Source organism: Mycolicibacterium chubuense, from assembly GCF_001044255.1.
Taxonomy (GTDB): Bacteria; Actinomycetota; Actinomycetes; order Mycobacteriales; family Mycobacteriaceae; genus Mycobacterium; species Mycobacterium chubuense.
Genome location: NZ_JYNX01000057.1, coordinates 69150 through 92501, shown reverse-complemented (window position 1 = coordinate 92501; position 23352 = coordinate 69150). Strand labels below are relative to the sequence as shown.

The following is a 23352-nucleotide window of genomic DNA, read 5'->3' as shown; positions in this document are numbered from 1 at the left end:
CCTAGTCGGACCAGTCGGTCAGCACGTTCACGAACGGCGTGGGCTGCACCGACAACGCGCCCACGTAGGGATGTTCGAGCGCGAAGATCAGGTACATGACGAACGCCAGCAACGACGCCGTCAACCCCACCGCCAGCCCGTGCACCAGCAGGTCCCGGGTGCCGAACAGGTAGGTGAACACCATCAGTACGGCGCCGCCGCCGATGAGCAGCACCCACAACTCCCCGGGCACCGAGGCGTCGCCGGTCGACACCCGCAGCTTGCGGTTGGCGCTCAGATCGTTGAGTCGCACGATCGCGTGGTCGAAGAACGCGATCTCGTTGCGGGTCTCGGGCTGGACCTTCAGGTAGGCCTGCCAGACGTTGTTGAGCGCGTCGGACTGCTCGGTGATCGTCTCGCCGTGCCGCATCCGCGGGAACTCATGGTCGATGACGTCGCGGGAGTAGGCGACGAGGTTCTGCTGCACCTCGGTGCGGTATGCGGCGGGCAGCGCGTCGGAGTCCCGCAGCAGGTCGGCGACCGCCGAGGCCTCCATACTGCTGGCGTCCTCCGCGTTGCCGAACTGCTCCCACACCACCACGACGACGAACGCGACGAGCACCGCGTACAGCACCCCGGCGACCTGAAACACCGCCGACGACACCGGATTCGCCGATTCCAGCCGGGTGTGGGACACCACCTTGCGGAACAGCACGAGCCCGCCGACGGAGATCCCGACGACGACAGCAATCCAGATCAGCCCCAGGACGACCGGGGGGAACTGCAGCAGCCAGAGCACAGCCCAGTATCACCGCGCGTGTCGGCCCCGCCCGGCAAACACACCGGCGGGCGGGCTAACTGCCGCTGCTCATCTGCGCGGCGATGTCGTTGACGTCGACGTCGCGCACCGATTCGGCGAGCGCCCAGTGGTGCCCGAACGGATCGCGCACCACGCCGTAGCGGTCTCCCCAGAACTGGTCCTCGAGCGGGTTGACCACGACGGCGCCCGCGTCGAGAGCGCGCTGGAAGCGGCCGTCGACGTCGGCCCCGTGCAGGTGCAGCGTGACCGGCGTGCCGCCGAGCGCATTCGGGGTGGACGATTTCCCGTCGTTGTATTCGGGGAAGTCGTCGTTGACGAACACCATCGAGCCGTTGATCCGCATGCACGCGTGCATCAGCTTGCCGTCAGGACCGGGCAGGCGCACCATCTCCTCGGCGTCGAACGCCCGGGTGTAGAAGTCCAGTGCGGCGGCCGCGTCGTCGACGACGAGGTGCGGAACCAGCATCGGGGTGTTGTCGATGGCCATGGGGTCTCCTTCGCTGCGTGACGGCCGGGTGGCTGTCGATGCTGACCGGGCCGCCACCGGAAACTCATCGGCGCGTCAGACCACCGAGAACCCCGCGGGCAGGCCGGTCCGTCCGGTGAGCGCCATCAGCAGCGCCGGCCCACTACCCAGGTGCACCCCGATGCGCGCGGCCAGCGCCGCGGCCTCCGCCAGCACCTCACGGGGCGGTGTGCGGTCCGTCCCGATCGCCGACGCGATGTCCAGACCGTGCACCGCGATCTCGAAGGTCCGCGTCGGCAGATAGGTGCTCAGGCGCAGACCCAGCCCGGCGATCACCTCGATGAGCGGATCCCCGGCGGTGTCGATGTCCGTCAGCACGCGCTCGACGAGCCCGTCGATCGTCGCGACGGGATCAGGACCGAGGTCCCGACCCGCCTGGCGGCCGCGTTCGACGATCGCGGCCGCGCCCATTCCGGCGGCATAGTCGTTGATGCGGACGTAGTAGTCGGCGGGCTCGGTGACGTCCTCGTGCTGCGCGGGGGCCTGCAGATAGGTGCTCACCGTGATCAGCGACCGAGACGTGTGCCCGACCAGATCGCGGACCGACCACTCGCCGAGCCCCGGACCGTTCCACCGGTCACCGGGCACGTCGCGCGCCAGCGATGCGAAATACCTTGCCGCCGAGGCGAAGACGGCCCGCGGGTCGGTCATTGCCGGTTCAGCTGGTCCCAGCCCTCGACCGCCTCGGGACTGCGCGGAGCGGGCCCGACGTAGATCGCCGACGGCCGAACCAGCTTGCCCAGCCGCTTCTGCTCGAGGATGTGCGCGCACCAGCCGGCCGTGCGGCCACAGGTGAACATCGCGGGCATCATCGTCGGCGGCACCTGGGCGAAGTCGAGGATGACGGCGGCCCAGAACTCGACGTTGGTCTCGATCGCCCGGTCGGGTCGGCGCTCCCGCAGTTCGGCCAGGGCGGCCTGCTCGAGCGCCGCGGCGACCTCGAAGCGCGGAGCTTCGAGCCGCTCGGCCGTCGCGCGCAGCACCCGGGCCCGCGGATCCTCGGCCCGGTAGACCCGGTGCCCGAAGCCCATCAGCTTCTCGTTGCGGTCGAGGATGCCGCGGACCACCGCGCGCGCGTCCCCGGTCCGCTCGGCCTCCTCGATCATCGGGATCACCCGCGCCGGCGCACCGCCGTGCAGCGGGCCGCTCATCGCACCGATCGCGCCCGACAGCGCGGCGGCGACGTCGGCGCCCGTCGACGCGATCACCCGCGCGGTGAACGTCGAGGCGTTCATGCCGTGCTCGGCGGCGCTGACCCAGTACGCGTCGATGGCCTCGATGTGCCGCGGATCGGGGTCGCCCTGCCAGCGGGTCATGAAACGCGCTGTGACCGTGTCACATTCGTCGACCTTGCGCTGCGGAACGGCGGGCTGATAGATGCCGCGGGCGGACTGGGCGACGTAGGACAGCGCCATCACCGACGCCCGGGCCAGCTGGTCGCGCGCGGTCTGGTCGTCGATGTCCAGCAGCGGCGAGTAGCCCCAGATCGGGGCGAGCATCGCCAGCCCGGCCTGGACGTCGACGCGGACGTCGCCGCTGTGGATCGGCAGCGGGAACGGCTCGGCGGGCGGCAGGCCGTGCCCGAAGCGGCCGTCGACCAGCAGCGCCCACACGTCCCCGAAGGTGACCCGGTCGGCGACCAGATCTTCGATGTCCACGCCGCGATAGCGCAGCGCGCCGCCGTCCTTGTCCGGCTCGGCGATCTCGGTCTCGAACGCCACCACGCCCGCCAGTCCGGGAGCGAAATCCTTCGGCACCGCAGTCATGCGGTGATTGTCGCATCACGCCTCGTCGGCGCAGCTGACAGTCGGGCTTCCGTCGGCGCAGCCGACAGACGGGGTTCCGCGTAGCGTGATCGCGTGGGCACATCTGACGACCTCGCCCGGATGCGGGTGGAATACGGCTCGGTGGAGAAAGACGGCAGCTCCGATCTGGACGCGGACTGGCTCGACGTCGGATGGGTGGCGCTGCTGAACAGCTGGTTGGCCGACGCCGGTCAGGCCGGGGTGGCCGAGCCCAACGCGATGGTGGTCGGCACCGTCGACGCCGCGGGAAGACCTGTCACCCGCACCGTGTTGTGCAAGAGCGTGACCGAATCGGGCATCACGTTCTACACCAACTACGAATCCGCCAAGGGCGAGCACCTGGCCGCGCAGCCGTACGCGTCGGCGACGTTCCCGTGGTACGCCCTGGGCCGGCAGGTCCACCTGCGCGGCCCGGTGACCAAGGTTCCCGCCGCGGAGACCGCCGACTACTGGGCCAAGCGGCCGCGCGGCTCGCAGCTGGGGGCGTGGGCGTCGGCGCAGAGCCGGCCCATCGCCTCGCGGGAGGCGCTGCGCGCCCAACTCGCCGAGGTCACCGAACGGTTCGCCGGCAGTGAGACCGTCCCGGTACCGCCGCACTGGGGCGGCTACCTGATCGCACCCGACGAGGTCGAGTTCTGGCAGGGCCGGGAGAACCGGCTGCACAACAGGATTCGGGTTCGGGACGGGTTCGTCGAACGCCTTCAGCCGTAGTGGGCCGGCTCTTCGCCGACACCACACCTCTGCAGGCCCCCGACTTCCGCCGGCTGTGGCTGGCCGGGATCGTCACCGTCATCGGCGCGAACCTGACGATCTTCGCGGTGCCCGTGCAGCTGTACGCGCTCACCCAGAATTCGCTCTACGTCGGGTTGGCCGGACTCTTCGCGCTGGTGCCGCTGGTGGTGTTCGGGCTGTGGGGCGGCGCGTGGGCCGATGCGATGGATCGGCGTCTGCTGCTGGTCATCACCTCCTGCGGGCTGGCGCTGTCGTCGGTACTGCTGTGGCTGCAGTCGGCGCTCGGCTTGAACAACGTGTGGGTGGTGCTCAGCCTGCTCTCGCTCCAGCAGGCCTTCTACGCGGTGAACTCGCCGACCCGCTCCGCGGCCATTCCGCGCATGCTGCCCGGGGGACAGCTCCCCGCCGCGAACACCCTGAACATGACGGTGATGCAGTTCGGCGCGATCGCCGGCCCGCTGTTGGCCGGCGTCATGCTGCACTGGGTGGACCTGTCCGCGCTGTATCTGATCGACGCGATCACCTGCCTCGCGGCCATCTGGGCCACGGTCCGGATGACCCCGATGCCACCCACGGTCACCGGTGACGACGCCCCCGGCTACGGGCTGACCGCGGTGCTCGACGGGTTCCGCTACCTGGCGGGCAACCGGGTGGTGCTGATGTCCTTCGTCGTCGATCTGATCGCGATGATCTTCGGCATGCCGCGCGCGCTGTTCCCTCAGATGGCGCACGAGAGCTTCGGCGGTCCCGTCGAGGGCGGTACGACGATGGCGTTGCTCGCCGCCGCGATGTCGGCGGGAGCGGTGGCCGGCGGCATCTTCAGCGGATGGCTGCCCCGCGTGCAGCGGCAGGGGCTGGCGGTGGTGGTCGCCATCGTGGCGTGGGGTCTCGCGATGGTCGGCTTCGGGGTCGCCAGCGGCGCGGCGCACGGAGCGGCGGGCACCATGCTGTGGATCGCGTTGGCGTGCTTGGCCTTCGGTGGCGCGGCGGACATGGTGTCGGCGGCGTTCCGGTCGACGATCCTGCAGGAGGCCGCGTCCGACGAGCTGCGCGGCCGGCTGCAGGGCGTGTTCACGGTGGTCGTCGCCGGCGGCCCCCGGTTGGCCGATGCGGCGCACGGCGCGGTGGCGGCCGCGGTCGGCACGACGGTCGCCGCGGCGGGCGGGGGCGTGCTCGTGGTCGTGGGTGTGGTGCTCGCCGTCCTCGCGGTGCCCGCGTTCGTCCGCTACCGGGTTGCTCGGGTGCCCTGATCCGCCCTCACCGCACAGCCCGACGGACTAGCATCCACCAGCGTGGATGACGTCGGGGCGGAGCCCATCCTCGGGCTGCGGGAGCGCAAGAAACGCCGCACCCGCGCCACCCTGATGGACGCCGCGGTCGACCTGTGCGCCCGCCAGGGCTACGACAGCACGACCGTCGAACAGATCGCCGCGATCGCCGACGTGTCGCCGCGCACCTTCAGCCGGTACTTCACCACCAAGGACGCCATCGTGCTCGCCCTGGTCGACGAGATTCTCGAGACCGTGGCCCGGGAACTGGCGCGGCAACCGCGGGACATGTGCCACCTCGACGCTGTGCGCCGGGCCTATCTCGCGATGGCCGAGAACAGCAAGCGCGCGGCGCCGGGGGGCCTGTCCTCGGATCGGTTGCTGCTGATCATGCGGATCTTGATCTCGTCGGGCACGCTGCAGCACGCCGCGGTCGAGTACCGTGCACACCGCGTGGACGCCGTGCTGGCCGAGCGGATGGGCACCACCGTCGATGATCGGCGGGTCAAATTGGTGTCCGCCGTGTCCAGCGCGCTGCTGATGACCGCGATGCTCGAGCTCGCCGGCAACTCCGCGACGGCGGCCGAATTCGACGTCGACGACGCGGTGGCGGCCTTCGACGCGATCTACGCCGACTTCATGGTTGAGACGGCGGGGCTCGGGCAACCCGTCTGATGCCGCTGTCAGCGACCCCCGCGGGCGTGCGCACGGGAATGGGACTACCTTCTGTAGTCAGACTCCACGATTCCCGATAGACCCGAGACCGAAGGGATCCCAGTGGCCGATAACGCCGAAGCCGGGAAAGAGCACGCCACCCTGTCCTACCCCGGTGGCGAGTTGGAACTCGACATCGTCAAAGCTTCTGAGGGCGCGGACGGCATCGCGCTGGGTTCGTTGCTGGCAAAGTCCGGCTACACGACGTTCGACGGCGGTTTCGTCAACACGGCGTCCACCAAGAGCGCCATCACCTATATCGACGGCGACGCCGGCATTCTGCGGTACCGCGGCTACCCGATCGAACAGCTCGCGGAGAACTCGAACTTCATCGAGGTCAGCTACCTGCTGATCTACGGCGAGCTGCCGACCGAGGAGCAGCTCGAGAAGTTCACCACCCAGATCCAGCGGCACACGTTGCTGCACGAGGACCTGAAGCGGTTCTTCGACGGCTTCCCGCGCAACGCGCACCCGATGCCGGTGCTGTCCAGCGCGGTGAACGCGCTGAGCGCCTACTACCAGGACTCCCTGGACCCGTTCGACCCGCAACAGGTGGAGCTGTCGACCATCCGCCTGCTGGCAAAGCTGCCGACCATCGCGGCGTATGCCTACAAGAAGTCCGAGGGGCAGCCGTTCCTCTACCCGGACAACTCGCTGACGCTGGTCGAGAACTTCCTGCGGATGACGTTCGGTTTCCCGGCCGAGCCCTACGAGGTCGATCCCGAGATCGTGCGGGCGCTGGACATGCTGTTCATCCTGCACGCCGACCACGAGCAGAACTGCTCGACGTCGACGGTGCGGCTGGTGGGCAGCTCGCAGGCCAACCTGTTCACCTCGATCTCCGGCGGCATCAACGCGCTGTGGGGCCCGCTGCACGGCGGCGCCAACCAGGCCGTGCTCGAGATGCTGTCGAAGATCCGGGACGGCGACGACGACGTGGCGACCTTCGTCAAGAAGGTGAAGAACCGCGAGGACAACGTCAAGCTGATGGGCTTCGGGCACCGCGTCTACAAGAACTACGATCCGCGTGCCCGCATCGTCAAGGAGCAGGCCGACAAGATCCTCGGCAAGATCGGCGTGAAGGACGAGCTGCTCGACATCGCCAAGGAGCTCGAGGAGATCGCGCTGACCGACGACTTCTTCGTCGAGCGCAAGCTCTACCCGAACGTCGACTACTACACCGGCGTGATCTACCGGGCCATGGGCTTCCCGACGCGGATGTTCACTGTGCTGTTCGCGCTGGGCCGGCTGCCGGGGTGGATCGCCCACTGGCGCGAGATGCACGGTGAGCCGAACAAGATCGGCCGTCCGCGGCAGATCTACACCGGCTACACCGAGCGCGACTACGCCGACATCGGCTCCCGCTGATCCCGCCGACGCCGGGGTGCGTCGAGCGTCACAGCGCTGTCACTTGTGATCGTGATAGTTGTAGTTTCACAATAGTTGTGTGAATGAAACCGTCGGCACGCTGACGCCGAGACGCAAGACGATCGTGCTGGTGTCCTGCTGTCTGAGCCTGCTCATCGTGTCGATGGACGCCACGATCGTCAATGTCGCGATCCCCGCCATCCGCACCGACCTGTCGGCCTCGCCGGCGCAGATGCAGTGGGTCGTCGACATCTACACGCTGGTGCTGGCGTCGCTGCTGATGCTGGCCGGCGCGACGGGCGACCGCTTCGGCCGCCGCCGGGTGTTCCAGACCGGACTCGCGCTGTTCGCGGTGGGATCGCTGGCGTGCAGCCTCGCCCCGACGATCGACACGCTCATCGGCGCCCGCCTGCTGCAGGGCATCGGCGGGTCGATGCTCAATCCCGTTGCGCTGTCGATCATCTCGCAGATCTTCGTCGGCCGCGAAGAGCGCGGGCGAGCTCTCGGCGTGTGGGGTGCGGTGGTCGGCATCTCGATGGCGCTCGGCCCGATCGTCGGCGGACTGCTCATCCAGACCGTGGGCTGGCGCTCGGTGTTCTGGATCAACCTGCCCATCTGCGCGGCCGCGCTGCTGCTGACCGCGATCTTCGTCCCCGAGACCAAGTCCGCGACGATGCGCAACGTCGACCCGATCGGTCAGCTGCTCGCCGTGGTCACCCTCTTCGGCGTCGTCTACGCGCTGATCGAGGGCCCGGTCCTCGGCTGGACGCACGCCCGCGTCCTCGGCGTCGCGGCCGTCGCAGTCGTCGCGCTCGCGGCGTTCCTGCGCTACGAGTCCCGCCGCCACGACCCCTTCCTCGATCTGCGCTTCTTCCGCAGCATCCCGTTCACCTCCGCGACCGTATCGGCCGTCAGCGCGTTCGCCGCCTGGGGAGCCTTCCTTTTCATGATGTCGCTGTACCTGCAGGGCGAGCGGGGCTATTCGGCCATGCACACCGGCCTGATCTACCTGCCGATCGCGGTGGGCGCGCTGGTGTTCTCACCGCTCTCGGGCCGGCTGGTGGGCCGCTTCGGGGCCCGCCCGTCGCTGGTGATCGCCGGCGTGCTGATCGCTGCGGCGTCGACGATGCTGACGTTCCTGACGGCCTCGACGCCGGTGTGGTCGCTGCTGGTGGTCTTCGCGGTGTTCGGCATCGGGTTCTCGATGGTCAACGCCCCCATCACGAACGCCGCGGTGGGCGGCATGCCGCTCGACCGGGCCGGGGCCGCGTCGGCCGTGACGTCGACGAGCCGTCAGGTGGGCGTCAGTATCGGTGTGGCGCTGTGCGGTTCGGTCGCCGGGTCCGCGATGACGATGGCGGGCGCGGATTTCGCCGCGGCCGCCCGGCCGCTCTGGTTCGTGTGCATCGCCCTCGGGCTGATCATCCTCGCGCTGGGACTGTTCTCCACATCGGCGCGGGCGATGCGCTCCGCCGAGCGGCTCGCACCGCTGATCGCCGGAACGCCGAACCGGGTGGACGCCCATGTCCGGTGACGACGGCCTCGCGGACACGGTATGGCGCGACCTGTCGTCGCTGGTGATGGATCACCGCGACGGGTGGAAGCGCGCGGTGGTCGAGCAGTCCGGGTTGCCGTTCAGCCGGATCCGAATCCTCAAGCGGCTCAGCCGCGCTCCGATGACCGTCAAGGAACTCGCCGCCGCCGCCACCATCGACGCCCCCGCAGCGACCGTTGCGGTCAACGACCTCGAGGACCGCGGGCTGGTGGTGCGCGAGGTGAACCCGCAGAACCGTCGCTGCAAGGTGGTGTCGCTGACCGACGCGGGCCGCGAGGTGGTGAGCAGAATCGACGCTGTCCGCGACCCGGCTCCCGACGTGCTCACCACGCTGGACGACGCCGACCTGCTGACGCTGCGCGCCCTGCTCGACAAGCTGGCCAACGGCTAAGCCTCCAGCACCGCCATCGCGGCATTGTGCCCACCGATCCCCGACACGGCGCCACCGCGACGAGAGCCCGACCCGCACAGCAGGATTCGGTCATGGGCGGTGGCGACGCCCCACCGCTGCGCCGGCGTTGCGAGGGGTTCGTCGTCCTCGGCGAACGGCCACGACAGCGACCCGTGGAAGATGTTGCCGTTCGTCATGCCCAGCGCGTCCTCGAGATCCGCCGTCGTCTTCGTCTCGATGCACAGCCGGCCCGCCGCGTCCTCCATGAGCACGTCCTGAACGGGTTCGGCCAGAACCGAATTCAGTGACGTCAGCACCGCGGAGGTGAGTGCGTCACGCGTCCGGTCGGGCGCGCCCGACGCGGTCAGCCCATGCGGCGTGTGCAGTCCGAACACGGTGAGCGTCTGCGCACCCGCCTCACGCAACTCGTCGGACAGGATCGTCGGGTCGGCCAGTGAGTGGCAGTAGATCTCGCAGGGAAGAGGTTCGGGCACAGCACCTCCGGCGGCCTGCCGGTAGGCGGAGTCGAGTTGGGCGTAGCTCTCGTTGATGTGGAACGTCCCGCCGAAGGCCTGCTCCGGGGCCACGCTCGCGTCCCGCAGTCGCGGCAGTCGACGCAGCATCAGGTTCACCTTCACCTGGGCCCCGGGCGCCACGTCGGGGGCGGGTTCGCCCAGCAGCCGCGCCAGCACGGCCGGCGTGACATTGGCCAGGACCCGGTCGGCGACCACTCGATGCTCGGCGCCGCCGTGCCGGTAGTGCACCTCACCGTCGGGAGTGATCGACTCCACCTCGGCACCGGTGACGATATCCGCCCCGAAGCCGGCCGCGGCCGCCGCCAGCGCGCCGGTCACCGCACCCATCCCGCCGACCGGCACGTCCCAGTCGCCGCTCCCGCCGCCGACGAGGTGGTAGAGGAAGCACACGTTCTGCCGCAGCGACGCGTCGTCGAGGGCCGCGAACGTGCCGATCAACGCATCGGTGGCCATCACCCCGCGAACGAGGTCGCTTTGCACCGCTGACGTGATCGCCTCGCCGATCGGACGGTCGACGATCGCCCGCCACGCCGTTTGCGCGTCGGCTCCGCCTGCGGCGACGACGGCGTGGCGCATCTCGGAGCGGGTACGCAGCGGCTCGGTCAGGGTCGGCCAGACGTGCGTCGTGACGGCACGGCAGCGCCGGTAGAACTCGTCGAACCCCGCCTCGTCGGTCGCGGCGCCGACCGCACCGAACGTCGACTCCGGTCCCACCAGCAGTCCGGTCCGGCCGCCGGTGCCCGGGTCGGGGGTGTAGGACGAGTACCGTCGGCGCACCAGCCGGATCCGGGCGCCGAGATCGTCGACGATGCGCTGCGGCAGCAGGCTCACCAGGTACGAGTACCGCGACAGCCGGGCGTCGACCCCCTCGAAGGCGTGCGTCGACACGGCCGCACCGCCGACATGATCGAGTCGTTCCAGCACCCGCACCCGACGGCCCGCTCTGGCCAGGTAGCCCGCGGCCACCAGACCGTTGTGTCCGCCGCCGACGATGACGGCGTCGACCCGGGTGTCGGTGCGAGCGCTCAGTTCAGGTAGCCCTCGACCTCGTCGGCGGGCCGCACCTGGGCGGCGCCGGGGTCGCCGCCGGTCTCGCGCAGCGCGCGGCGCTGGCGCAGCAGATCCCAGCACTGGTCGAGTTGGACCTCGACGGCGCGCAGCCGCTGATGCTCTTCGGACTCGTCGATCTCGTGATGTTGCAGCTTGTCGCGGAGTTCCTTCTCCTCCGCGACGAGCTGGTTCACCTGGGCGAGGATGTCTTCGTCGTTGGCCACGCCTACAGTCTGCCCCCCGGCGGGATCTAATGATCGGGTGACTGTGCGTAGTGCCCTGGTGACCGGGGCGTCCGGAGGCATCGGCGTGGCGATCGCGGCGGCTCTGCGGGAGGAAGGCTTCGCGGTGACGATGGTGGGCCGAGACCCCGCCAAGCTCGAAGCCGCGGCGGCATCGGTCGTCGCGGCGAAGGGCCCCGCCGTGCGCACGCTCGCCGGGTCGGTGGCCGAGGAGGCGTTCCTCGACGAGGTCGTCGCGCTCCACACCGCCGAACACGCGTCGTTGGACCTGCTGGTCAACAATGCCGGTATCGCCGGCAACCGGCTGGTCGGCGACATCACCGCCGACTTCCTCGACGCTCAGCTGGCGGTCAACATCCGCGCCGTCGTGCTGCTGACCGCCAAGTGTCAGCCGCTGCTCAAAGAGGCTGTCCGACAACGTGGTCGGGCCCAGATCGTCAACACGGCCTCGAACGCCGGTAAGCGCGGCGAGGCCACGCTGTCGTCGTACTCGGCGACCAAGGCCGCCGTGGTGGGGTTCACCGAGGCGCTGCACGACGAACTCTCGACGTCGGGCATCAAGGCCACCGCGATCTGTCCCGGCCTGGTGGACACCCCGATGGCCGATACCTATCGGGACGCGATCGCGGCCTCGACGATGATCACCCCGCGCGATGTGGCGGAGGTGGTGCGGATGACGACGCGGCTGTCGGCGGCCTGCATCGTGCCCGAGGTGGTGCTGCTGCGCCCGACCGAGTGGTTGCAGCCCGAGGAGGTCCGGTCGGCGGTCTAGGGTGGCCGTCATGGCTACCAAACCCGAGATCGACTTCCCCGAAGGCCCGCCGCCCACCGAGCTGGTGATCGAAGACCTCGTCGTGGGCGACGGTCCGGAGGCGGTGCCGGGCGCCAACGTGGAGGTGCACTACCTCGGCGTGGAGTTCGACACCGGGGAGGAGTTCGACAGCTCCTGGAACCGCGGTGAGTCCATCGAGTTCCCGCTGCGCGGACTCATCCAGGGCTGGCAGGACGGCATCCCCGGGATGAAGGTCGGTGGCCGTCGCAAGCTCACCATCCCACCGGAGCAGGCCTACGGTCCCGCCGGCGGTGGGCACCGGCTGTCGGGCAAGACGCTGATCTTCGTCATCGACCTTCTGGGCACCCGCTGACCCGTCGCCGAAACTGTATTCCGCGCGGCCAGAACGCCGGAAACAGCGCGTGGAATACAGTTTCGGCGGAGATTAGTGCGGGCCGGGCAGGCGCAGCAGCAGCCGCGCCCCGCCGAGTGGGCTCGCCTCCAATGACGCGGTGCCGCCGTGCAATTCGGCCTGCTGCGCCACCAGGGCCAGCCCCAACCCCGATCCCGAGTGTGACGCCGTGGAGCCGCGGGAGAACCGCTCGAACACGACCCGGCGCTCCTCCTCGGGCACCCCGACGCCGTCGTCGTCGATCGCGATCTCGACCCCGGCGCGCGAGCTGACCGCCGAGAGCTGCACACGGGTGGCGCCGCCGTGTTTGACCGCATTGGCGATCGCGTTGTCGACCGCCAGGCGCAGGCCGGCGGGCAGCCCGACGATGATCACCGTCGGCGCCGGCACCAGGGACACCTCGAGGTCGGGGTAGACGCGCATCGCGTCGTGGGCGGCCCGGTCGAGCAGCTCGGTGATGTCGACGGGCACGTGGTCGTCCTCGGTGGACAGTTCCCCTTGGGCGAGCCGCTCCAGCGCGCCGAGTGTCGCCTCGATGCGGGTCTGGGTGCGGATCACGTCGCCGACGACCTCCTTGCGCTGCTCCTCGCCGAGATCCAACGTCGCGAGCACCTCGAGGTTGGTGCGCATCGCGGTCAGCGGGGTGCGCAGCTCGTGCGCCGACACCGACGCGAAGTCGCGTGCCGACGCCAGCGCCGCCTTGGTCCGGCCCTGCTCCTCCCAGACGCGCCCGACGAGGCCCTTGATCGCGTCGGCGATCTCGACGGCCTCGGTGGCGCCGCGGATGTCGATGTCGGGGGCCTCGTCGCCGGCGTCGATCTGCCGGGTCTGCTGGGCCAGCCGTTTGAACGGGCGCACCGCGAACGCCGCGAGCAGCCAGCCGCCGAACGTGGCCGCACCCACGGCCAGCGTGCAGATGATCAGCACCCGCCGGTGCAGGTTGTTGGTGTCGGTGATCGTCGCGTCGTAGGTGGCGCCGACGGCGACGGACATCGGCTCCGGGGTGGACAGCAGCACCGTGCGTACCCGGTAGCGCACCCCGTCGACGTAGGTGTCGGCGTAGCCGGGCTCCAGCTCGGGCAGCACGACCTTGCTGTTGGACGTCACCTGGCCGTCGCCGCGGCGCACGGTGATCACGGCGTCCTGGTCGTTGGGCGAGGGCGGGATCTCGTCGAGGCCGCGCGGCAGGAACGGGATCGCGAAGCCGGCCGCCTCGTCGAGACGGCGGTCGAGGCGTTCCTTGCGGTCCTGGGTGATGCCGACCCATACGACGGTGCCGACGATGCCGACGACGATCGCCGCGGCGATGGCGGTGGCGAACGCGACCCGCGTGCGCAGCGACGGTGTGCGCCGGAAGATGCGGGACAGGGCGATCACGCTACTGCTGCCGGTTCTTCGCGCAAGCGCTCATCACTACCGCCGGTTCTTCGCGCAAGCGCTCATCACTACCGCCGGTTCTTCGCGCAAGCGCTCATCACTGCTGACGCAGGACGAATCCGACGCCGCGGACCGTGTGCAGCAGGCGCGGCGCGCCGTTGGCCTCCAGCTTGCGCCGCAGGTAGCCGATGAAGACGTCGACGACGTTGGTGTCGGCGGCGAAGTCGTAGCCCCAGACCAGCTCGAGCAGCTGCGCGCGGGACAGCACCGCGGTCTTGTGTTCGGCGAGCACCGCCAGCAGATCGAACTCGCGCTTGGTCAGGTCGACGTCGACCCCGTCGACGCGGGCGCGCCGGCCCGGGATGTCGACCTCGAGCGGGCCGACGGTGATGGTCTCCGACGAGAACGTCGCCGTGGATCCGCGCCGCCGCAGCAGCGCCTTCACCCGGGCCACCAGCTCGGCGAGCACGAACGGCTTGACCAGGTAATCGTCCGCGCCGGCCTCCAGCCCCGCGACGCGGTCGTCGACCGACGACCGCGCCGACAGCACACAGACCGGAACGTCGTTGTCCATCGCGCGCAGAGCGGTCACCACGGACACGCCGTCGAGCACCGGCATGTTGATGTCGAGCACGATCGCATCGGGGCGCGTCTCGGTGGCGCTGCGCAGGGCCTCGGCGCCGTCCACGGCGGTGAACACGTCGAAACCGGACAACCGCAGGCCGCGCTCGAGGGAGGCGAGCACGTCGGGATCGTCGTCGACCACGAGCACCCGGGGCGAGCCCACTGCACTGTCCATGCCCGCAATCTTGCCTGATGCGGGCCTCGAGCTGGGGGACCCTGGCCCGTTACCCGTCCAGCCCGTCGCGGGGCCGGGAGCTGCCGCCCAGGCGCCGCACCTCGGCCCGCAGCTCCTGGATCTCGGTCACCAGGACGTCGATGTGCTCGGTGGTCACGACGCGCGCCGCGGTGTCCTCGTCGGCCACGCGCTGCACGATCCACGAGGCGAGCGTCGCGGTGATCGAGCCCAGCAGGCTGATGCCGCCGATCATCAGCAGCACGGCGATCACCCGCCCGGTGGGACTCACCGGCGTCAGGTCGCCGTAGCCGACCGTGGTGATCGTCGTCATCGCCCACCACAGCGCCTCGCCGAAGTGGGTGATCTGGGCGCCGGGGTAGCCGCGCTCGTTCTGCAGGACGGCGAGCGACGCGACGTAGACCAGCAGCACCGCGCCGCCGACCGTGTACATCACCACGCGACCGCGGATGGCGTGCCCGACGGCGCGGTTGAGCACCGTGATCAACGTGACCAGGCGCAGCAGCCGCAGGTGCCGCAGCACGGGCAGGGCGACGATCGCCAGATCGAACAGGTGACGGGAGAACCACCGCCACCGCTGGTCGGCGAGACAGAGACGGACGGCGTAGTCGACGACGAACATCAACCATGACGCGATGCTGACGATTCGGACCGCGACGGCGGCCGCACCGGCGGGCGTCGCGAGTACCTCGACGCTGTAGGCGGCGAGGAACAGCACCGCCGCGAGCGCCAGCGGCCACTCGGCGCGCCGCTCCCAGGCCTGCAGTTTCGTCTCCACCACCGGGACGGGCGTGGTCATCACGGTCACCTCGGACACGGGTCTGAACCCTATCCCGGCCGGCTGGGAAGTCTTTGACCTCACCCATTGTTGAGGTTCTACGGTGATGAGATGAGCTTGGAAACGGTTGCCCGGCAGTCGCTGTACCGGCAGACGCATGCCCGAGGCGGTGATCTGCGGTCGTTGGCGGACCGTCGGCTGTTGGCGCGGATCTGGCGATTCGCCGGTCGGCACCACCGCATGCTGTGGGTGTTCCTCCTGGTCAGCGTCCTGAGTGCCGTGCTGACGGTGGCCACGCCACTGCTGGCCGGCCGCGTGGTCGACGAGATCACCGGTGGCGGCACTGTGGGCGTGGTCGCGCTGTTGGCGACGGTGATCGCCGCGGTGGCGCTCGCCGAGGCGGCGATGTCTTTGCTGACGCGGTGGCTGTCGTCGACGATCGGCGAGGGCCTGATCCTGGATCTGCGCACGGCGGTGTTCGACCACGTGCAGCGGATGCCGGTGGCGTTCTTCACCAGGACCCGCACCGGCGCGCTGGTGAGCCGCCTGGGCAACGACGTGATGGGCGCCCAGCGGGCGTTCTCCGACACGCTTTCCGGGGTGGTCTCCAACATCGTCACGCTGACGCTGACGCTCGCGGTGATGATCAGCATCTCCTGGCAGGTGACCCTGGTGTCGCTGGTGTTGATGCCGCTGTTCCTCCTGCCGGCCCGGCGCATCGGCTCGGCGATGGCCACGCTGTCCCGCGAGGCCGCCGCCCACAACGCCACGATGAACACGCAGATGACCGAGCGGTTCTCGGCGCCCGGCGCCACGCTGGTCAAATTGTTCGGGGACACCGACGTCGAATCCCGCGAGTTCGCCGTGCGGGCGGGCCGGGTGCGCGACATCGGGGTGCGCACCGCGATGCTGCAGGCGACGTTCATGAACTCGCTGACGTTGATGTCGGCGCTGGCGCTCGCGCTGGTCTACGGCCTCGGCGGCGCCCTGGCCCTGGGCGGTCAGATGCAGGCCGGCGCGATCGTGTCGCTGGCGCTGCTGCTGACCCGGCTGTACGCGCCGCTGACCGCGCTCGCCAATGCCCGCGTCGAGATCGCCACGGCGCTCGTCAGTTTCGAGCGTGTCTTCGAGGTGCTCGACCTGGTTCCGCTGATCCGCGAACGGCCCGGCGCCGTCGCGATCCCCGACGGCCCGGTCACCGTGGAGTTCGACGACGTCCACTTCTCCTACCCGGCCGCCGACAAGGTCTCGCTGGCCTCGCTGGAGGAGGTCGCCGAACTCGACGACCGCGGCGCCGACGAAGTGCTGCACGGCATCTCGTTCACTGCGCACCCCGGTCAGATGGTGGCGCTGGTGGGGTCGTCAGGCGCAGGGAAGTCGACGACGGCGTCGTTGTTGGCGCGGCTCTACGATGTCGATTCCGGCGCGATCCGGCTGGGCGGCGTCGACGTGCGCGACGCGACGTTCGCGTCGCTGAAGGACACCGTCGGCATGGTCACCCAGGACGGGCACCTGTTCCACGAATCGATCCGGGCCAACCTCGCGCTCGCCGCCCCGGAGGCGACCGACGCCGAGATCTGGGAGGCGCTGCGTCGCGCCCGGCTCGACGAGGTCGTCGCCGACATGCCCGACGGGCTCGACACCGTGGTCGGCGAGCGTGGATACCGGCTGTCCGGGGGCCAGCGTCAGCGACTGACCATCGCGCGCCTGCTGCTGGCCGCGCCCCGCGTCGTCGTGCTCGACGAGGCCACCGCGTCGCTGGACTCGGAGTCGGAGGCCAAGGTGCAGCAGGCGCTGGCCGAAGCGCTCGCCGGCCGCACGTCGCTGGTGATCGCGCACCGGCTCTCGACCATCCGGGCCGCCGATCTGATCCTGGTCGTCGAGGACGGCCGCATCGTGGAGCGCGGCACGCACACCGAACTGCTGGGCCGCGGCGGCCGCTACGCCGAGCTGTACCGCACCCAGTTCGGCCCCGAGCGGCGCGTCTGCGGTCATACCGGTCCGCACGCACATCTGCCCTGCACCGCACGTTCGGTAGACGAGTTAACCACTTGCCCGCAGTGGGAAGATGTTCTGAGTGGCTGAATTCGGAGACAACGCGTTGCGCGCAGCGCCCGCGATCGCGCCGCCACCCCGACGGGTGAGGCCGAGCTCGGACCTGTGGCGGATGCTGCCCTACCTGCTGCCGTACCGCGGCCGGTGGATCCTGATGTTCACCGTCGCCTTCGCAAGCCTCGCGGCCACTGTGGCGATCCCGCTGATGACCAAGGCCGTCATCGACGGGCCGGTGCGCCATCAGGACCAGCAGGGGCTGTGGACGCTGGGCGCGGCGGCGACGGGGGTCGGCATCGCCGAGGCCGTGCTGTGGTTCATCCGGCGATGGCTGGTGGCCCGCGCGACCATGGGTGTCGAGGCCGACATCCGCAAAGACCTCTACGCGCGGCTGCAGATCCTGCCGATGTCGTTTCACGGCCGCTGGCAGTCGGGCCAGTTGCTGTCGCGAATCATGAACGATCTCAGCACGATTCGGCGCTTCATGTCGTTCGGTTTGACGTTCCTGATCCTCAACGTCCTTCAGATCACCGTCGTCACCGCGATCCTGCTGGCGATGTACTGGCCGCTGGGCGTGGTGGTGCTGGTGTCGATCATCCCGATCACGCTCACCGTGCTGCACTTCCAGCAGGAGTACACCCGGCTGTCGCGACAGGCGCAGGACCAGGCCGGCCACGTCGCCACCCACGTCGAGGAGGCTGCGCTCGGGCTGCGGGTGGTCAAGTCGTTCGGCCGCGAGGACTACGTCTACGACCGGTTCGACGAGCAGCTCACCGATCTTTACGAGACCCAGGTGAACCGGGTGACGGTGTCGGCGAAATTCTGGACGCTGCTGGAGATCATCCCGAACCTGACGCTGATCCTGGTGTTGGGCTTCGGCGCGTACGCCGCCGGGCACGGCTCCGTGACGATGGGGACGCTGGTCGCATTCATCACGATGATGCTGTCGCTGGTCTGGCCGATCGCGTCGCTGGGCTTCCTGCTGTCGATGACCCAGGAGTCGTTCACGGCGGCCAACCGCATCGCCGAGATCTTCGACGCGCCACGCGACATCACCGACGGTCCGCGCGAGCAGAGTCCGCGCGGCGGCCGCCTCGAACTCGTCGACGTCGGCTTCCGGTTCCCGGACTCCGAGGACTGGGCGCTGCGTCACGTCACCGTGACCGTCGAGCCGGGGGAGACGCTCGCGCTGGTCGGCGCGACCGGATCCGGCAAGTCGGTGCTGGTGGGTCTGCTGTCCCGGTTGTACGACGTGACCGAGGGCGAGATCCGCATCGACGCGCAGGACATCCGCGAACTCAGCCTCGACGCGCTGCGGCAGGCGGTCGCGACGGCCTTCGAGGATCCGACGCTGTTCTCGATGTCGGTGGCCGAGAACCTGCGCCTCGGTAAGCCGGACGCATCCGACGACGAGCTGCGCCAGGCCGTCGAGGTGGCCGCCGCGCAGTTCGTCTACGACCTGCCCTACGGCCTGGACACCCGCATCGGCGAGCAGGGCATGAGCCTGTCCGGCGGTCAACGGCAACGTCTTTCGCTGGCGCGCGCGATCCTGGCCGGCCCGCGCATCCTGGTGCTCGACGACACCTTGTCGGCGCTCGACGTGCACACCGAGGCCGTCGTCGAGGAGGCGCTGCGCCGCGTCCTGCACGCGGTCACCGGCGTCGTGGTCGCCCACCGCGCGTCGACCGTGCTGCTCGCCGACCGGGTCGCGCTGCTGCAGAACGGCACCATCACCCACGTCGGCACCCACGCCGAGCTGCTGGCCGACGTGCCCGAGTACCGCTACCTGCTGGCCGCCGACGACGAACTCGACGACGGCTGTGAGCGCGAGACCGACTGGTCGGATGAGCCGTTGGCGCTGCCCGACGACGACGATCGCCGCCCGACGCTGGAGCGCGAGATCCTGGAGCGACGGCCGTGAGCGTGGCACCCGACTGGCGTGGCCGGTTCGACGAACACGACGACCTGCCCATCGACGAATCGGTGCCGCGCCGCCGCGAGGCGCGGGCCCTGCTGGGCTCGCTGCTGCGCCCGTACCGCTGGACGGTGCTGGCGCTGGCGATCGTCGTGGTGGTGGAAAACGTTGCGCGGCTGTCCGTTCCGCTGTTGGTGCAGAAGGGCATCGACAACGGGATCCCCCCGTTGCTCGACGGTGGCTCGGCGCGCACCCTGATGGTGATCGTCGGGGTGCTGTGCGGCGTGGTGGTCGTGCAGGCCAGCGCCCGGATGTTCTTCCTGCGCCGGTCGGGCCGCATCGGCCAGCGGGTGCTTCGCGAACTGCGCAGGCGGGTGTTCCGGCATTTCGGCCGGCTCGACATCGCCTTCCACGACCGCTACACCTCGGGCCGCGTGGTGAGCCGGTCCACCAACGACGTCGAAGCGATCCAGGACATGCTGGAGACGGGTTTCGACTCTCTGATCACCGCGGTCCTCACGCTGTTCGGCACCTCGGTGCTGCTGATCACGCTCGACGCGAAACTCGGGCTGATGTGTCTGGCCGCCTTCCCCGTCCTGGTGGCGCTGGTGGCGTGGTTCCACCGCGAGTCGTCACGGATCTACCGCGAGGTGCGCGAGATCTCCGCGCTGGTGATCGTCCAGTTCGTCGAGACCATGACGGGCATCAAGGCGGTGCAGGCCTACCGCCGCGAGCCGCGCAACCAGCAGATCTTCGAAGACATCGCCGACCGCTACCGGGTGATCAACGAGAAGACCTTCAAACTGCTGGCGATCTTCATGCCGGGGGTGAAGTTCGTCGGCAACATCACCACCGGCATGGTGCTGCTCTACGGCGGATACCGGGTGCTGCACGGGCAGATGACCATCGGCACGCTCGCCGCGTTCCTGTTGTACCTGCGGATGTTCTTCGAACCGATGCAGGAGATCTCGCAGTTCTTCAACACCTTCCAGTCGGCATCGTCGGCGCTGGAGAAGCTCGCCGGGGTGCTCGCCGAGAAACCGGGGATCGCCGATCCGGCCGAGCCGGTCGAACTCGACTCGGTGCGTGGGGAGATCGCCTTCCGCGACGTCCGCTTCGAATACGTCCCCAACAGGCCGGTGCTGCCGGATCTAGACCTGGTGGTGCCTGCGGGTCAGACCGTCGCGCTGGTGGGAACGACGGGCGCGGGTAAGACCACGATCGCCAAACTGGTCACCCGGTTCTACGACCCGGTCGCGGGCAGCGTCTCCCTCGACGGGGTGGACCTGCGCGACCTCAGGCAGGCCGATCTGCGGCGTCACGTCGTGATGGTCACGCAGGAGAACTTCATGTTCGGCGGCACGGTCGCCGACAACATCCGCTTCGGGCGGCCCGGCGCCACCGACGAGGAGGTACGGGCGGCCGCCCAGGCCGTCGGCGCGGACGGGTTCATCGACGCGCTGCCGGAGGGCTATGACACCGATGTCGCCAAGCGCGGCGACCGGCTGTCGGCGGGGCAGCGGCAGCTGGTCGCGTTCGCCCGGGCGTTCCTCGCCGACCCCGCGGTGCTGATCCTCGACGAGGCCACGTCGTCGCTCGACATCCCGAGCGAGCGGATGGTGCAGCGGGCGCTCGAGACGGTGCTCGCCGAGCGGACCGCGATCGTGATCGCGCACCGGCTCTCGACGGTGCAGATCGCCGACCGGGTGCTGGTGCTCGAGCACGGCCGCATCGTCGAGGACGGCTCGCCAGAGGAGTTGACGGCGCGCGCCGACGGTCATTACGCCGCGCTGCACCGGTCGTGGGTTCAGTCCCTGGCCTGACATCAGGCCGGCCCGGCCATAGGGTTGTCCCGGGATGACTCTCAATCAGCTCAGGGCTTTCCTGGAGGCGGAGCGGCTCGGCTCGTTCACCGCGGCGGCCGACGAGTTGGCCATTGCTCAGGCCTCGGTGTCGGAGCTGGTGCGCCGGCTCGAGGACGAGCTCGACATCCAGCTCTTCGTGCGGGGGAGTCGCCGGCTCACGCTCACCGCGGCCGGGCGGGAGCTGCTGCCCTATGCCCAGCAGGTGGTGCAGGCCGTCGACGGCGGTGTGCACGCCGTGCGCGCCCTGGGTTCACTGGGCGGCGGCACGGCCACCTTCGGCATGCCGCGCAACGCGGACTACTACCTGCTGTCCAGCCTGGTCCAGACCTTCCACAAGCGGTATCCCGCGGTACGGGTGCGCCTGGTCGGCCAGAATTCGGCGGAGACCGCGGCCGCGATCCAGGCCGGCGAGATCGAGGCGGGCATCCTCATCCTGCCGATCGACGACGAGGAGCTCACGGTGCGCCCGCTGCTGCGCGACGAGGTGTTCTACGTCAGCGCCGACGCCTCCCACGCCGCCGCGCCGGTGACCATCGAGCAGTTCGCCGCCGCCGATCTCGTCCTCTACGACGCGCACTACGGATGGAAGGATCCCACCCGTCGCCAACTGGCGGAGCGGGCGCAGCTGGCCGGGCTGCGCCTGGAGCCGTTGATCGAGATCGAACACGTCGAGTCGGCGCTGCGACTCGTGGCGGCCGGGATCGGGGACACGATCGCCAGCGGCGCCGTGATCGACAGCGACGCCTTCCCACCGGGTCTGCACACCGTCCCGTTCGCCGAGCCGTTGTTCGACATCATCGCGCTGGCCCGGCACCGGGTCCGTCCGCTGTCCAATGCCACCCGCGAATTCGCGCGCCTCGCCGAGGACACGATCCGCGATCTGCCGGTCGTCGAGTCGGACGACCACTCGTCGGTGCCGCTGATCGCCTCACGACCGAGCCATAGGAAAAACCTGTAGTAAGTCCAGGAAGTGTCCCTCTAGTCCTGTGGGCGAAATCGGCCTAGCGTCATCGGTCATGCAGATCACCACCGAAGAGGCCCGCGCTCTGGGTCCGTTCACCTGGCTCAAGAAACCCGCGGTCGACGGCCCACCGGCGCAGCGCGATCCGAAGGTCGTCGAGCGCGTCTCGCAGATGCTCGCCGACATCGAGCGCACCGGACTGGACGCGGTCTGCCGGTACTCCCGCGATCTCGACGGTTACACCGGCGCCCTCGAAGTGAGCGACGACGAGCTGCGCAAGTCGGGCGACGCCCTGCCGGCCGACGTCCGTGAGGCGCTGGAACTCGGCTACGAGCGCACGAACCGGTTCGCAGCGGCGCAACGGCAGCACCTCAGCGACTTCGAGATCGAGCTGGCACCCGGTGTCACCGGTGGCGTGCAATACATCCCCGTCGCGCGGGTGGGGGCGTACCTGCCCGCCGGCCGCTTCCCCCTGTTGGCGAGCGCCTTCATGACGGTGGGCGTGGCCAAGGCCGCCGGCGTGCCGACGGTGCTGGCGTGCACGCCGCCGTCCGGTGAACACGGAGTGCACCCCGCCGTCCTCTACGGCGCGTATCTGTCCCGCGTGGACCGCATGTTCGCCGTCGGCGGCGTTCAGGCCCTCGGCGCGTTGGCGTTCGGGCTGCTGGGCGACGCGCCGGTCGACATGCTCGTGGGCGCGGGCAACGCGTTCGTGACCGAGGCCAAGCGGCAGCTGTTCGGCCGGGTGGGTATCGATCTGCTGGCCGGCCCCTCGGAGGTGGCGGTACTCGCCGACGAGACCGCCGATCCGGAGTGGGTCGCGGCCGATCTCCTGGGCCAGGCCGAGCACGGGCCGAACTCGCCGGCGGCGTTGATCACCACATCGGAGACTTTGGGGCGCAACGTGATCGACGCCATCGAGCGGCAGCTGCAGACGTTGACCACCCGGGAGATCGCCGGCGCCGCATGGCGTGACTACGGCTCGGTCATCCTGGCCGTCGACCGCGCGCAGGCGGCAGCGATCAGCGACGTCCTCGGTCCCGAACATCTCGAGGTGCAGACCTCCGACGACGACTTCTTCCACAAGGAACTGCGCAACTACGGATCGCTGTTCGTCGGCCCCTGGAGCACGGTCGCATACTCCGACAAGGGCATTGCCGGCACCAACCACGTGCTGCCGACCGGGAAGACATCGCGGTACAACGCCGGGCTGTCGGTGTCGCGGTTCCTCAAGCCGCTGACCTACCAGCGCGCCGGCCGGGAGGCCACCGCGCAGCTGGCACCGGCCGTGGAACGCATCTCCGCGTTCGAGGGCCTCGCCGCCCACGAAGCCACCGCCACCATCCGCATCGAGGAAATCGGCCGCCACTCCGGTGTTTTCGACGGTACCCCCGCGGTCGAGCGCGGGCGGTGAGCT

22 protein-coding genes are annotated in these 23352 nt (G+C 69.7%); 13 read left to right on the top strand and 9 right to left on the bottom strand.

The features are described 5' to 3' along the window. Position 1 precedes the first annotated feature (1 nt). From MCHUDSM44219_RS18635 to MCHUDSM44219_RS18620, 4 genes are all read right to left on the bottom strand, one after another. A complete protein-coding gene (locus MCHUDSM44219_RS18635; protein ID WP_048419722.1) occupies positions 2–778 on the bottom strand; it encodes a bestrophin-like domain in 777 nt (258 codons plus the stop codon). Positions 779–833: 55 nt separating this feature from the next. Continuing rightward, positions 834–1286: a VOC family protein gene (locus MCHUDSM44219_RS18630; protein ID WP_048419721.1), complete on the bottom strand. Its 453-nt coding sequence runs from the start codon at positions 1284–1286 to the stop codon at positions 834–836. A 75-nt stretch (positions 1287–1361) separates the two neighbouring features. Beyond that, entirely contained in the window at positions 1362–1976 is a 615-nt protein-coding gene (locus MCHUDSM44219_RS18625; RefSeq protein ID WP_048419720.1) for a maleylpyruvate isomerase family mycothiol-dependent enzyme, read from the bottom strand. After that, positions 1973–3091, bottom strand: coding sequence for a citrate synthase 2 (locus tag MCHUDSM44219_RS18620; protein WP_048419719.1), 1119 nt, complete (start codon positions 3089–3091; stop codon positions 1973–1975). The genes MCHUDSM44219_RS18625 and MCHUDSM44219_RS18620 overlap by 4 nt, the downstream gene beginning before the upstream one ends. A 93-nt stretch (positions 3092–3184) precedes the next feature. Between MCHUDSM44219_RS18620 and pdxH the strand changes: the two genes are divergently transcribed. The 6 genes from pdxH to MCHUDSM44219_RS18590 all read left to right on the top strand — a co-directional run bounded on the left by pdxH (position 3185) and on the right by MCHUDSM44219_RS18590 (position 9158). Beyond that, positions 3185–3841, top strand: a complete 657-nt coding sequence (gene pdxH / locus MCHUDSM44219_RS18615; protein WP_269084089.1) for a pyridoxamine 5'-phosphate oxidase — start codon at positions 3185–3187, stop codon at positions 3839–3841. Then, positions 3841–5112, top strand: coding sequence for an MFS transporter (locus MCHUDSM44219_RS18610; protein WP_048419717.1), 1272 nt, complete (start codon positions 3841–3843; stop codon positions 5110–5112). The genes pdxH and MCHUDSM44219_RS18610 overlap by 1 nt, the downstream gene beginning before the upstream one ends. A 42-nt stretch (positions 5113–5154) precedes the next feature. Continuing rightward, positions 5155–5805 (top strand): TetR family transcriptional regulator, encoded by a 651-nt coding sequence (locus tag MCHUDSM44219_RS18605; RefSeq protein ID WP_048419716.1) that lies wholly within the window; start codon positions 5155–5157, stop codon positions 5803–5805. A gap of 102 nt (positions 5806–5907) precedes the next feature. After that, positions 5908–7212 (top strand): citrate synthase, encoded by a 1305-nt coding sequence (locus MCHUDSM44219_RS18600; protein WP_082162274.1) that lies wholly within the window; start codon positions 5908–5910, stop codon positions 7210–7212. Positions 7213–7291: 79 nt separating this feature from the next. After that, a complete protein-coding gene (locus MCHUDSM44219_RS18595) occupies positions 7292–8746 on the top strand; it encodes an MFS transporter (protein WP_109777836.1) in 1455 nt (484 codons plus the stop codon). Further along, positions 8736–9158 carry a MarR family winged helix-turn-helix transcriptional regulator gene (locus MCHUDSM44219_RS18590; RefSeq protein WP_048419715.1) on the top strand — a complete coding sequence of 141 codons (423 nt, stop codon included), beginning with the start codon at positions 8736–8738 and terminating at the stop codon, positions 9156–9158. The genes MCHUDSM44219_RS18595 and MCHUDSM44219_RS18590 overlap by 11 nt, the downstream gene beginning before the upstream one ends. Here the strand turns inward: MCHUDSM44219_RS18590 and MCHUDSM44219_RS18585 are convergent. Together MCHUDSM44219_RS18585 and MCHUDSM44219_RS18580 are read right to left on the bottom strand one after the other, a co-directional pair. Next, positions 9155–10723 (bottom strand): phytoene desaturase family protein, encoded by a 1569-nt coding sequence (locus MCHUDSM44219_RS18585; RefSeq protein WP_082162275.1) that lies wholly within the window; start codon positions 10721–10723, stop codon positions 9155–9157. The genes MCHUDSM44219_RS18590 and MCHUDSM44219_RS18585 overlap by 4 nt on opposite strands. Then, positions 10720–10968: a DUF2630 family protein gene (locus MCHUDSM44219_RS18580; RefSeq protein ID WP_048419714.1), complete on the bottom strand. Its 249-nt coding sequence runs from the start codon at positions 10966–10968 to the stop codon at positions 10720–10722. Before MCHUDSM44219_RS18580 ends, MCHUDSM44219_RS18585 begins: the two co-directional genes overlap by 4 nt. 37 nt (positions 10969–11005) lie before the next feature. Between MCHUDSM44219_RS18580 and MCHUDSM44219_RS18575 the strand changes: the two genes are divergently transcribed. Continuing rightward, complete coding sequence (locus MCHUDSM44219_RS18575; RefSeq protein WP_048419713.1) at positions 11006–11758, top strand: SDR family oxidoreductase; 753 nt, start codon at positions 11006–11008, stop codon at positions 11756–11758. A 10-nt stretch (positions 11759–11768) separates the two neighbouring features. After that, the gene (locus tag MCHUDSM44219_RS18570; RefSeq protein WP_048419756.1) at positions 11769–12131 is read left to right on the top strand and encodes an FKBP-type peptidyl-prolyl cis-trans isomerase; all 363 of its coding nucleotides are present in this window, start codon (positions 11769–11771) and stop codon (positions 12129–12131) included. Between the two features lie 72 nt (positions 12132–12203). Here the strand turns inward: MCHUDSM44219_RS18570 and MCHUDSM44219_RS18565 are convergent, their stop codons facing one another. The 3 genes from MCHUDSM44219_RS18565 to MCHUDSM44219_RS18555 all read right to left on the bottom strand — a co-directional run bounded on the left by MCHUDSM44219_RS18565 (position 12204) and on the right by MCHUDSM44219_RS18555 (position 15163). Further along, positions 12204–13547 carry a sensor histidine kinase gene (locus tag MCHUDSM44219_RS18565; RefSeq protein WP_048419712.1) on the bottom strand — a complete coding sequence of 448 codons (1344 nt, stop codon included), beginning with the start codon at positions 13545–13547 and terminating at the stop codon, positions 12204–12206. Positions 13548–13644: 97 nt separating this feature from the next. Next, positions 13645–14355 (bottom strand): two-component system response regulator PrrA, encoded by a 711-nt coding sequence (gene prrA, locus MCHUDSM44219_RS18560; RefSeq protein ID WP_197044655.1) that lies wholly within the window; start codon positions 14353–14355, stop codon positions 13645–13647. A gap of 40 nt (positions 14356–14395) precedes the next feature. Beyond that, positions 14396–15163 carry a potassium channel family protein gene (locus tag MCHUDSM44219_RS18555; RefSeq protein WP_048419755.1) on the bottom strand — a complete coding sequence of 256 codons (768 nt, stop codon included), beginning with the start codon at positions 15161–15163 and terminating at the stop codon, positions 14396–14398. A gap of 90 nt (positions 15164–15253) precedes the next feature. Here MCHUDSM44219_RS18555 and MCHUDSM44219_RS18550 point away from each other — a divergent pair, with 90 nt between their 5' ends. From MCHUDSM44219_RS18550 to hisD, 5 genes are read left to right on the top strand one after another with little or no spacing between them, the layout of a single operon-like run. Continuing rightward, positions 15254–17227, top strand: a complete 1974-nt coding sequence (locus tag MCHUDSM44219_RS18550) for an ABC transporter ATP-binding protein (protein ID WP_048419710.1) — start codon at positions 15254–15256, stop codon at positions 17225–17227. Further along, the gene (locus tag MCHUDSM44219_RS18545) at positions 17220–19115 is read left to right on the top strand and encodes an ABC transporter ATP-binding protein (RefSeq protein WP_048419709.1); all 1896 of its coding nucleotides are present in this window, start codon (positions 17220–17222) and stop codon (positions 19113–19115) included. The genes MCHUDSM44219_RS18550 and MCHUDSM44219_RS18545 overlap by 8 nt, the downstream gene beginning before the upstream one ends. After that, positions 19112–20932: an ABC transporter ATP-binding protein gene (locus MCHUDSM44219_RS18540; RefSeq protein ID WP_048419708.1), complete on the top strand. Its 1821-nt coding sequence runs from the start codon at positions 19112–19114 to the stop codon at positions 20930–20932. The genes MCHUDSM44219_RS18545 and MCHUDSM44219_RS18540 overlap by 4 nt, the downstream gene beginning before the upstream one ends. A 34-nt stretch (positions 20933–20966) precedes the next feature. Beyond that, positions 20967–21932 carry a LysR family transcriptional regulator gene (locus MCHUDSM44219_RS18535; RefSeq protein ID WP_048419707.1) on the top strand — a complete coding sequence of 322 codons (966 nt, stop codon included), beginning with the start codon at positions 20967–20969 and terminating at the stop codon, positions 21930–21932. 58 nt (positions 21933–21990) lie between these two features. Beyond that, positions 21991–23349 (top strand): histidinol dehydrogenase, encoded by a 1359-nt coding sequence (hisD, locus tag MCHUDSM44219_RS18530; protein WP_048419706.1) that lies wholly within the window; start codon positions 21991–21993, stop codon positions 23347–23349. Positions 23350–23352 lie beyond the last annotated feature (3 nt).